Genomic DNA, 10,833 nt, shown 5'->3' on the forward strand with positions numbered 1-10,833 from the left:
TTGGAAAATGAAGGTGTGAAAGTTGGAAGAACAAACAAGGAGGAACGCAGATGGAACTAGATATCACTCAATTTCGAGTAAACGGCGAAACAGAAGTGGACTTAAGCCAAACAAGTGTCATTAAAGACCTTTCGATTACCGAAGAAGAGATTCGAGATGATTTGATTCCGAAAAGCATAGACAAACTGAGGGACCTCCAAGTGAAACTGTTTGCGGAAGAAAAACAAGGCATCCTCGTTGTGTTGCAGGCAATGGATGCAGCCGGGAAAGACGAAGCCATCACCTTTATCTTCTCCAAACTTTCCGCGCAGGGACTCCGGAGCAGCTCCTTCAAGAAGCCGACTGATTTGGATTTGAAACACGATTACTTGTGGCGGTTCCAACCGGCCATGCCGGAGCGCGGCGAAATCTCCATTTTGAACCGTTCGTATTATGAAGAAGTGATCGGTGCCAGGGTGCAGGGACAGTTGGAAGAAGAGCCAATACCGGAAAATAAGGTGAATGAAGACATTTGGGACATCCGCTACCGGCAGTTGCGGGACTTTGAGCGCTACCTCACCGAGAACGGGTTTCCGGTCGTCAAGTTCTTCTTGAACGTCAGCAAAGACGTCCAAAAAGACCGGCTGTTGGAACGCATGAAAGACAAGGAGAAAAACTGGGACTTCTCGTTCAGCGATGTGGAAGACCGCGACAAGTGGGACGATTTTCAAGACGCATTCAAAGACATGATCCGCCACACCGCAACCGACTATGCGCCGTGGTACGTGCTGCCGGCGGATGACGAATGGCTGAGCCGTTACTTGATTTCTGAAATCATGGTCGATCAACTCGAAAGACTCGACCCTCAAAAACCGGTCATCACTGATGAAGACAGAGAAAAATTGGACGAATACATCAAAAAATTGGAAAACGAATAACCCATTCACAAAGGCCTTGCCGACACGCCCGGCGAGGCATTGTGCCGTAAGTGAGGGGGGAGAGTGGATGGAGAGCATCAGAGAATTTTTGACGTCGTATCCATTATTGGTCAACCTTTTTTGGATTGCTCTGATTGCGACGATTTTGTATTTCTTGAGAAAAACGGTGTTGAATCGGTTGTATCCTCATATGAGGGAATCGAGCAGCTGGTATGCTGTCCGGAAAATCGCGACGTGGATCAGCAACACCATCATCGTGTTGTTCGTGGTATATGCCTTTGGAGACAATTTGAGAGGATTTTCCACGACGCTCGGCCTCGCGGGTGCGGGAATCACCTATGCGCTTCGGGAGGTCATTGTCAGTTTTGCCGGTTGGTTTGCGATTATGTTCGGTGATTTCTTCAAAACCGGAGACCGGGTGCTCTTGGGAGGCATCAAAGGGGACGTGGTGGACATCGGACTGCTTCGGACGACCTTGATGGAAATGGGCGAGTGGGTCAACGGCGACCAGTACACCGGACGAATTGTCCGGGTGGCAAACAGTTATATATTCAATTCTCCTGTTTACAACTACACCGCGTACTTCAATTTTTTATGGGATGAAATTCATATTCCGATTCGATTCGGAAGTGACGTGAAACTGGCGAAAACATTGGTCATGGAGACAGCGGAAGAAATCATTGACCAATATGATGAAGAAGCCGACCTTCAATGGCGGAACATGCGGCGCCGCTACCGTCTTGAAAATGCCTCGATTGAACCGCAAGTCTTCGTTTCCTTCGATGACAATTGGATTGAAGTCAGCCTGCGGTACATCGTAAAAAATAAAAGACGCCGCGGGACACGCGATGAATTGTTTTCCCGGCTGTTAAAAAAATTCGAAGAGGCGGGAGACAGCATACAATTAGCGTCTGAAACAATAGAGGTTGTGCGCAGTCAAACTCTCCAGACAGATGAAGACAATCAGTGAACCGTCATAGAGGCAGTTCTTTTTTTTGGAATATTCCACTTTCTATTTGCTTGCGGTAAACTAGTAGTAATAAACAAATCAGAAAGTGGGTGAAGGCTATTTTTTCTTTGTTTGTCTTAATGTTGGAGCGGGCAGGATTGATTATTATTCTGGCATACCTTTTGGTCAACATCCCGTCGTTCCAAAACTTGGTGGATGAGCGCTGGCAGTTGGACGCTAAGGTCGGGTTGATTTTGATTTTTGGACTTTTCGCCGTCATCTCCAACTTCACGGGAGTGGAAATTCAAAGCAGTCAGGTGATCCTCGATCAATTATTCTCGCCGCTCTCTCCAGAATCGTCTCTCGCCAATACACGCGTGCTGACCATCGGGGTTTCCGGCATCATCGGCGGACCGATTGTGGGAGTGATGGTGGGACTCATCTCTGCGCTCATCCGTTTTGGGCAGGGTGGAGCGGATCCGTACATTTATGTCGTGTCCTCTTTATTGATCGGGGCCTTTTCCGGGTGGTATGGTCAGCAGTTCATGCAGAAAAAAAGGTGGCCGGACTACAAGGAAGGTGCGGCAGTAGGAGCATTGATGGAGGTCGTTCAGATGGCGTGTATACTGACGCTGGGGAGTGACTTCGGGAACTCATGGGAGTTGGTCAGTTTCATCATTCTGCCGATGACGTTGACCAACAGCATCGGCACAGCGATGTTCTTGTTCATCTTGAATTCCACCCGCCGGCAGGAAGAACAAACCCGCGCGGTCCAGACGCACGACGTTTTGCAGCTGGCCAACGCGACGCTGCCGTATTTCCGGTCGGGGTTGGACGAAGAATCCTGCGCAAAAGTGGCCGACATCATCCAGCGGTTCATCAAAGTGGATGCGGTGAGTTTGACGAACCAAGACAGCATCCTGGCACATGTCGGAGCTGCGAGCGACCACCACAAACCGTCCAAAAAAATTGTGACCGATTTGTCTCGGGAAGTCATCCACACCGGAGAAATTAAAGAAGCCCATTCCCGCGAGGAAATTGGGTGCATGTATCCCGGCTGTCCGTTGGAGGCGGCGATTGTCATCCCGCTTAAGGTGAAAGAACGGACGGAGGGTACCTTGAAGCTGTATTTCACCGACAGCGACGAATTGACCTTTGTGGAGCGGCAGTTGGCGGAAGGCTTGGGGAACATCTTCTCCAGCCAGTTGGAATTGGGGCAGGCGGAGGAAGAATCGAGGCTCTTGCAGGATGCGGAAATCAAATCGTTGCAGGCCCAGGTGAACCCGCATTTCTTCTTCAATGCATTGAACACCATTTCCGCATTGATCCGCGTGGACAGTGAAAAAGCCCGCACCTTGTTGATTCAATTGAGCCGTTTTTTCCGCTCCAACCTGCAGGGCGCGCGGACGAATCTCATCCCCCTTTCCAAAGAATTGGAACAGGTGGAAGCGTACCGTCAACTGGAACAGGCTCGGTTTCCGGAGCGCGTGGAGATGCACATGGATATGGAAGTCGGCGTGGAAGAATCACTGGTTCCACCATTTTTGATTCAAATATTGGTAGAGAATGCCTTCAAGCATGCGTTCGGGACGAGAAAACAAGGCAATGAAATCCGAGTGGTGATTCGCAAAAGGGAAGGATGCATCCATATCACCGTCAAAGACAACGGATACGGATTGGATGAGGAAAAAACCCAGAAGATCGGAGAAGTGGCCGTTACATCTGAAAGTGGGACCGGCTCCGCTTTGGAAAATTTGAACAAGCGGCTGGTGAGCCTGTTCGGGGAAGACAGCAAACTGCAATTTGTTTCTGATGAGAAGGGGACAACCGTGACCTGTACGATTCCGGAGAAAGTAAAGGAGGATTGAGGATGCATACCTTGATTGTGGATGACGAACCGTTGGCCAGGAATGAACTGGCGTACTTATTGAATCAATGCGAAGAAATCAGTGCCATTGAAGAAGCGGATTCTATCGCAGGGGCACTGGAAAAGCTGCTCCAACACCCGATTGATTTGGTGTTTTTGGACATCCATTTAACCGAAGAAAGCGGCCTGGAACTGGCGGATAAAATCAACCGGATGCCCAATCCGCCGCTGATCGTGTTCGCAACGGCGTATGACGAATACGCGATTCAGGCATTTGAACAGAACGCACGGGATTATGTGTTGAAACCTTTTGAACTGGAACGTGTCCGGCAGGCGGTCAACCGGGTGCACGCCACGTGGATGGAATCGCAGACAGTGAAAACACCTACAACAACCGGGAGTGACACCGTTCCGGTGCAGTCCGAAGAACGGATCTTCATCGTGAAGACGGACACGGTTTTGGCCCTGGAAGTCAACCAGGGTGAGACGACGATTTACACCACCGATAAACAGTACATCGTCCACGAACCACTCGCTTTGTGGGAGAAAAAACTGGACGGCGATCCGTTTATGCGGGTGCACCGCTCGTATTTGGTGAATGTGAACCATATCCGGGAAATCCAGCCTTGGTTTAACCAAACCTATCAGCTCACCATGAGCAACGGGTTGAAAATCCCGGTCAGCCGCTCGTACCTTAAGAGCTTTAGGGAAAAAATGGACTTGAAAGAAGAATGAACGGCTCGCTGTGCATTTCAACCGGGAGAAGCTGCATTTGAGCAAAAGATTCTAGCATTTCGGCTCCATTCCCGCCCACTTCCTCCTATCTATCGTACAATTTTGTTAAATAAATCGTTTCCAAATATTGGGAGGAGGAAAACAATTGGTTACTTTTTTAATAGGTGTAGCGTTATTGATACTTGGGTATTTCACGTACGGGAAGTTTATCGAGAAGAACTTTGCGATCGAACCAGATCGGAAAACGCCCGCAGAGGTGTTGCAGGACGGATATGATTATGTCCCAATGCCAAAGTGGAAGAACGGCATCATTCAATTATTGAACATAGCGGGGACAGGTCCGATATTCGGCCCCATCATGGGTGCGTTATACGGCCCTGTTGCCTATCTTTGGATTATTTTTGGCTGTATTTTCGCCGGTGCGGTACACGACTACATGCTCGGAATGATTTCGCTTCGAAACAACGGGGCCCACTTGCCGGAACTGGCTGCCCGTTATTTGGGGAAAGTCATGAAGCACATTGTCAATGTGTTTTCGATGTTGCTGTTGATGCTGGTGGGAACAGTATTCGTCACTACACCGGCCAACTTGATCAACAGCATCACGCCGTCTTGGGTCGGGGTCGGAGTGGTCACGCTGTTAATCTTTGGGTATTACATCATTTCTACTATTTTGCCTATCGATAAAGCGATGGGGAAAGTCTATCCCATCTTTGGCGCCGTGTTGATTCTCAGCACGCTTGCAATCGGCGGTACACTGTTGGTGCAGCACGGAGGAGCGATGCCGAACTTGACGCCGACAACGATGCAAAACTTCCATCCGGGTGGATTGGCGATTTTCCCAGCCTTGTTCTTCACCATTTCGTGTGGAGCGATGTCCGGGTTCCATGCCACGCAGGCGCCGTTGGTATCACGGACAACGACGGATGAACGCGAAGGGCGCTTCACTTTCTACGGCATGATGATTGCAGAAGGCGTCATCGCTATGGTTTGGGCTGCTGCAGCTATGACATTGTTTGATGGTCAAACGCTCGGCGAAATGATCAACGCCGGCACCGCGTCTCTTGTCGTCAACGAAGTTTCCTTGCTGCTGTTGGGAAGCGTACTCGGAACGGCAGCTATCATGGGAGTGATTGTCCTGCCGATTTCTTCCGGATTGTCTGCTTTTAGAAGCTTACGAACCATTGTGGCGGATTACTTGAACATCAAGCAAGACACCATCACAAAAATCTTGGCCATCACCATCCCGTTGTATCTCATCTCCTTCTTCTTGACGCAAGTGGACTTCAATAACTTGTGGAGATACTTCAACTGGGCCAACCAAGTGACTGCGGTTATCGCTTTGTTTGTGTCCACGCGTTACCTGTATTTGAAAGACAAAAACTACTGGGTCACCCTTGTTCCGGGAGTGTTCATGTTGTACGCTGTGTTGGTTTACATCATGAGTGAACCAATTGGCTTCCGTTTAGGGTTAACGCCAGCTGCGTATATCGTCAGTGCCATTCTCTCGGCTGCCCTTTTGTGGATTTTCTGGGAGAGTGGGAAAAAACAAAAAGCCCAATTGGATCCGGGACATGCGTTGTTGAACGATGAGCTGCCGATTGGAACTTTTTCTTCCAATGGTTGAGATATCAGAATTCTCCGCTGCCCTTTTGTAATAGAAGTCAAAAAATGACTGGAAAACAAATAACCGCCTTCCGGACAACTCTCCGGAAGGCGGTTATTTGTGTCAAGTATGTGACGAGGTGCGTGAATAATTGGTGACATTACGGTTGAATTTCGCCATTTAAACATAAGGACTTGCTATAATAACTTTCTATAAGATGCGTTATCCTCTTTTCGATAAAAATACGCCAGTACAAGGGGGAGTGGTTAGATGGTTGAAGAAGACAGCTTACTGATGGATGTACAAGAAGAATATGTGTATATCGTTGAAGGAAGGGAAGAGACGATCACACTTCCTGTTGATGCAGCAGATGTCATCTTGAATGCAGATGGGGAGTTGGATTGTCCTTTTGATACGGTGTTGCGAAAAAACAGTCGTACGTTTGAGGACTTGAACAACTGGAACGCAAAAGAAATCCGATTTGTCCGTATCAAAAACAAAGTAGAAGAGACTCTGCGCCGAATTGAAATGAACGTCAATCTGTAACAAGGGGCAACCCCGACAGAATGCCTTCTACATAAGAAAATAAAAGCAAAAAAGAAGCCGGGATTTCTCCTGGCTTCTTTTTTATATAGAAATTATTTGAAAATGCTGGCCAAGTTTGGAACAGGGAGTTTGGTTTTTCCTTCCATGCTGCGTTTCAACATGTAGTAAGAGCCCATCAAAGGAACCAAAGCGCCCAACCAAGCGAGCGGGTTGGCGATGCTGACGCCTGCAAATCCAAATGGGTGGGACAGCAAAGCGGCAGAAATGATGCGGCCGACCAATTCCATCAATCCGGCTGCTGTAGGAGCAGCACTTTTTCCGAAACCTTGAAGGGTATAACGGTAGATGAACAACAACGCAAGCAAGAAGTAAAATGTTGCATTGGTTAAGAAATAGGTATCCACCAATTCCAATACTACCGTATTCTCACTTCCTACGAATACTCTGGAGAATGTAGAACCAAACAAGACAAGAATGATGGCCATAACCATGCTGTAAGCAAGGACAACTTTGATGACTTTGTGGACACCTTCCCAGATACGGTCGATTTTATTCGCGCCGAAATTTTGAGCTGTGTACGTAGCCATGGTGATTCCGAATGAAAGCAGCGGCATGGTGGCAAAACCGTTGATTTTGCTGGCAGCGGCTGTGGCAGCAACGGCATCTGCGCCCAAACGGTTCAAAGTGATTTGGAGGGCGATTGAACCGACAGCAATGACGGAACTTTGGAAGCCCATCGGCAAGCCGATTCTCAAATGTTCTTTGATTTCATCGACGCTGACTTTCCAATCTTCTTTATGAATACGAAGAAGCGGGATGTATTTCCAAATGTAGAGCAGGCACAATAAGCTGGCGACCAGCTGGGAAAGGATGGTGGCATACGCAGCACCTTCCACACCGGTGCCCAAGAACAAAATGAACAAGTAGTCCAATGCAATATTCATGATGGAAGTGAGTGCCAAGAAAATCAACGGTGTTTTGCTGTCACCGATGGCGCGCAACACGTTGGACAAGAGGTTGAACATCACGGTCGCGCCGATTCCGGCGAACATGACCACGACATACGCGTAAGCTCCATCAAGAAGTTCAGCAGGGGTCTGCATGAAAACGAGAATCGGGCGCGCGAACAGGACAGAAAAGATGGTCAAAACAATGCTCGATCCGGCACTGATAAGAACGCTGGAAGCTAAGTTTCTACGGATACCTGCTTCATCTTTTTGACCGTAACGTTGGGATGTGATGACAGAAAGACCTGCCGTCAAACCGATGGCCAACCCAATGATCAAGGCAGTGATACTTCCGGTGGCTCCGACTGCCGCAAACGACTCGACACCTAATGTTTGGCTGACGATCAGCATGTCGGCCATGCTATAAAATTGTTGAAAAAGGTTGCCTAAAAGAATCGGGAGGGTGAACAGAAGAATCAGCTTCATTGGATTGCCTTTGGTTAAATCTTGTCCCATGGTGGGTGATAAATCCTCCTATAAATTGTGTAAATTTTGTTAGCTGAATAATTGCGTTGTTTTTGCATACTTTGACTAGTATAGGAGGAATTTCAGAAAAAACAAGAGTTATTTACAGAAAAATTGTGTCAACATTTTTAACAAAAAAGTCGCTAAAAAAAACAAACGTTTTCATTGTGTTATCCATGCGGTTCCTTATTTTTGGACGTTTTTTTGAAAACGAAAAAGAAGCAGGTGGACATTAAAACCTTGTAAGAAAATGAGGACAAAATGACAGCGTATGGAATTTCAAAAAAAGACGGGCGCTTTTTTTATTCAATTTTGTGTGTCGACGGAAATAAAAAAAAGAAGCCGACCCTTCGAAAGGGCGGCTTCTTAATCAGTGGTTTTCTCTAAATACGCTTCGATGTAGGACACCATGGCCAAGTCGATTGCCTCTTTTTTTGCAAAGGCAAGAAGCGGGTCAATCAAACCGGAAAGAAGGAAAAAGTAATTGTTCCCGGTTTCTTCACACACGGTGAAGAAGCGGTGGGTTAAGAATTTCGCTTGGGCGGTATGGTTGACTTGTATGGCAGCCAGTGCAGAGAGCGCATACGCCAGGGCGAATTCCGCTTTTTGTTTGGATGTTTCGCCGACTTCAATGGCGTACATTCCGTAGTACAGCGTCAATTGATAGTTTTCTTTTTTCCATGCATCCCACGTGAAGGCGTTCAGGAGAAACAGGTTGAACGGCGGCGGTGCATAAGTCAATGAAGCCATCAACTCTTCGCGGCCGTAGCCCATTCCGTTTTCATTCAAAAACGAAAACAAAGTCCCGTGTTCCCGGATAAGCGCCAAGTTTTCTTCGCTGGGACATATCAGCCTTCCATACACACCATGCAAACGGAGAGCCTCCGCTGATTTTTGTTTGGCCTCTTCCGCTTGAGGGCCATCTAAGCGGACGGACTCCCAAAAATACAACTCACCGAGTGCAAAATAATGGGACTGCAGTTTGTGCAGGCGGCCGTTATCTTTCAATTCCCGAACGGACTCTTCCAATAAGGTCAATCCTTTACGAACTTCTCCGGCCGTAAAATACGCGCGGGCCGCATAAGGAATGACCGTGCTTGCACGGATGAAGGCACGCTCTTTTTGGGACAGTGACAAGGAAGCTTCATAGTACGCAATGGCTTCTTTTATATTTCCGTAATGGTAATGGATGGGAACCATCAAACATTCGTACCATTTCTTTAAACGGGCGTTTCCCGCAATCTCACAAATGGTGATCAAATTCCGCACCAACTCGTCGGCTTTTGCCCAGCGGTTGTTCATGATCAAGTTTTGGATTTTTTCGTACAACCAAAAATAAGCGGATTCGGTGCTTAAATCTTCCATCTCGAAAATCAACGGATTCACTAATTCATTGGACGCATCGCACGAAATGGTTTGGCGGATGAGCCGCGCTTGAAATACGGTTGCCTGCATATGAACCGGCGTACCGGGAGGGCACGTAGCCACTGCCCGATCCAAGTGTATTTTTGCCTTGTCATACTGAGCAGTGGCGGCGTAATACGCACCCATTGCCGCAGCAAAGTCATGTTCTGGATTTGAGAATTCTTCTTCCAGTCGATTGACCCAGGCGTGCATCGCCCAAACTCGTCCAGCTTGCATGACGGACAGGTGATGATCAATCAAGGTGCTTTTCAACATCTGCACGTCATTTTCATCCAAGGCCTTGTTCCCGGTTCTCAACACACTTTCCAGTGAAGAACCAGCTTCTTCGTTAGCCGTGGAAGCAAGAGAGGATTGAAGAGGTAGGTCTTCGACTGTCAGGTAGGCGACACCTTGCATTTCTTGCATGGTCCGGGGGATGCACAATCCGCTCAGCACCAAACAATGGGAAGCTGGAAACCGCTGTGCCAGCAAGCTCAAAAAATCTTCCACCGAACGGTCCGTTATTCTCTCCAAATGGTGCAGGGAAAGGAGAAGCGGCTGATCGAAATCAGAAAGAGACAAAATGAATGCGGTTGCAATTTCCGGTAAAGGAATATTTTCTTTTTCCATGCGCCATAAATCGGTGATGGTAAAGTCCGTGTATACCCCTTCTTTCCGGAGTGACCAAAGAATTTCTTCCATAAAAGACATCAATGTGCCGTGTGCGTGCAATTCAATCGACAGAAAGGCAAAAGTGTCGTTGAGTGCACGGGGCTGCCAATCTGCCCATCCTTGTTGATCCGGTGTTTCCACCACAACTACCGAGGACGACCCAGAATGCAGTGCCTCTTTGATTCTTTTTTTAATTGTTTGGGTCTGAGAAGCGGAGTTCATCCCGGAATTGGGAAACTTCAAGGTATTCACTTTCCTTTCTAAAAAATGGTTGCGCTTATTATAGCATGGAGCAGCGTATTTTTTATTAAATTTGATTTGTCAAATTAAGCGAGACAAAATATCATTGTCTACATGATCTAAGAAACACTCAAGTGGTGTTCGATAATTTAATGACTTTCTTGGAATGTTGTTTCTTCTAGAAGAAACGCTTGAAATGTACTCTTGTGTAACTGAATTGAAATCCATTTCTTTTGGTAGACCGGTTTTTCGTAGTAACCCATTTGAATTTTCATTTAGAGCTCTTTGAGAGGGCGTGCCTGGGTCTGCAAAATAAATGTCGATATCCTGTTGATTGCTGATGTTTTTCCAGTTTGAAAATTCTTTCCCGCAATCAAAAATAATCGATTTGAATAAGTTTTTTGGAACACCTTGAAACCAGTTGT

General features: G+C 47.3%; 9 protein-coding genes. 6 read left to right on the forward strand and 3 right to left on the reverse strand.

Annotated elements, in window-relative coordinates:
* Positions 1-50 precede the first annotated feature (50 nt).
* The 6 genes from G470_RS0102150 to G470_RS0102175 all read left to right on the forward strand — a co-directional run bounded on the left by G470_RS0102150 (position 51) and on the right by G470_RS0102175 (position 6,620).
* Entirely contained in the window at positions 51-917 is an 867-nt protein-coding gene (locus G470_RS0102150) for a PPK2 family polyphosphate kinase (RefSeq protein WP_028273398.1), read from the forward strand.
* Positions 918-984: 67 nt separating this feature from the next.
* Entirely contained in the window at positions 985-1,887 is a 903-nt protein-coding gene (locus G470_RS0102155) for a mechanosensitive ion channel family protein (protein ID WP_028273399.1), read from the forward strand.
* 98 nt (positions 1,888-1,985) lie between these two features.
* Positions 1,986-3,734 carry a sensor histidine kinase gene (locus G470_RS0102160; protein ID WP_028273400.1) on the forward strand — a complete coding sequence of 583 codons (1,749 nt, stop codon included), beginning with the start codon at positions 1,986-1,988 and terminating at the stop codon, positions 3,732-3,734.
* 2 nt (positions 3,735-3,736) lie between these two features.
* Positions 3,737-4,468, forward strand: a complete 732-nt coding sequence (locus G470_RS0102165; RefSeq protein ID WP_028273401.1) for a LytTR family transcriptional regulator DNA-binding domain-containing protein — start codon at positions 3,737-3,739, stop codon at positions 4,466-4,468.
* 145 nt (positions 4,469-4,613) lie between these two features.
* Complete coding sequence (locus tag G470_RS0102170; protein ID WP_028273402.1) at positions 4,614-6,095, forward strand: carbon starvation CstA family protein; 1,482 nt, start codon at positions 4,614-4,616, stop codon at positions 6,093-6,095.
* Positions 6,096-6,344: 249 nt separating this feature from the next.
* Complete coding sequence (locus tag G470_RS0102175; protein WP_028273403.1) at positions 6,345-6,620, forward strand: hypothetical protein; 276 nt, start codon at positions 6,345-6,347, stop codon at positions 6,618-6,620.
* Positions 6,621-6,712: 92 nt separating this feature from the next.
* Here G470_RS0102175 and G470_RS12405 read toward each other — a convergent pair whose 3' ends face one another.
* From G470_RS12405 to G470_RS13995, 3 genes are all read right to left on the reverse strand, one after another.
* Positions 6,713-8,083, reverse strand: coding sequence for an MATE family efflux transporter (locus tag G470_RS12405; protein ID WP_051258369.1), 1,371 nt, complete (start codon positions 8,081-8,083; stop codon positions 6,713-6,715).
* A 375-nt stretch (positions 8,084-8,458) separates the two neighbouring features.
* On the reverse strand, positions 8,459-10,411 hold the full coding sequence (locus G470_RS0102185) for a hypothetical protein (RefSeq protein ID WP_028273404.1): 1,953 nt from the start codon (positions 10,409-10,411) through the stop codon (positions 8,459-8,461).
* A gap of 78 nt (positions 10,412-10,489) precedes the next feature.
* The coding region (locus tag G470_RS13995) for an IS30 family transposase (RefSeq protein ID WP_156907904.1) at positions 10,490-10,833 on the reverse strand (344 nt) is incomplete at its 5' end.

Source organism: Atopococcus tabaci DSM 17538, from assembly GCF_000429585.1.
In the GTDB taxonomy this organism is placed as follows: domain Bacteria; phylum Bacillota; class Bacilli; order Lactobacillales; family Carnobacteriaceae_A; genus Atopococcus; species Atopococcus tabaci.

Bases quoted from the DNA above. Each gene is read 5' to 3' on its own strand.
- G470_RS0102150 (WP_028273398.1), top strand. From the start codon at position 51: ATGGAACTAGATATCACTCAATTTCGAGTAAACGGCGAAACAGAAGTG.
- G470_RS0102155 (WP_028273399.1), top strand. From the start codon at position 985: ATGGAGAGCATCAGAGAATTTTTGACGTCGTATCCATTATTGGTCAAC.
- G470_RS0102165 (WP_028273401.1), top strand. From the start codon at position 3,737: ATGCATACCTTGATTGTGGATGACGAACCGTTGGCCAGGAATGAACTG.
- G470_RS0102175 (WP_028273403.1), top strand. From the start codon at position 6,345: ATGGTTGAAGAAGACAGCTTACTGATGGATGTACAAGAAGAATATGTG.
- G470_RS12405 (WP_051258369.1), bottom strand. From the start codon at position 8,083: ATGGGACAAGATTTAACCAAAGGCAATCCAATGAAGCTGATTCTTCTG.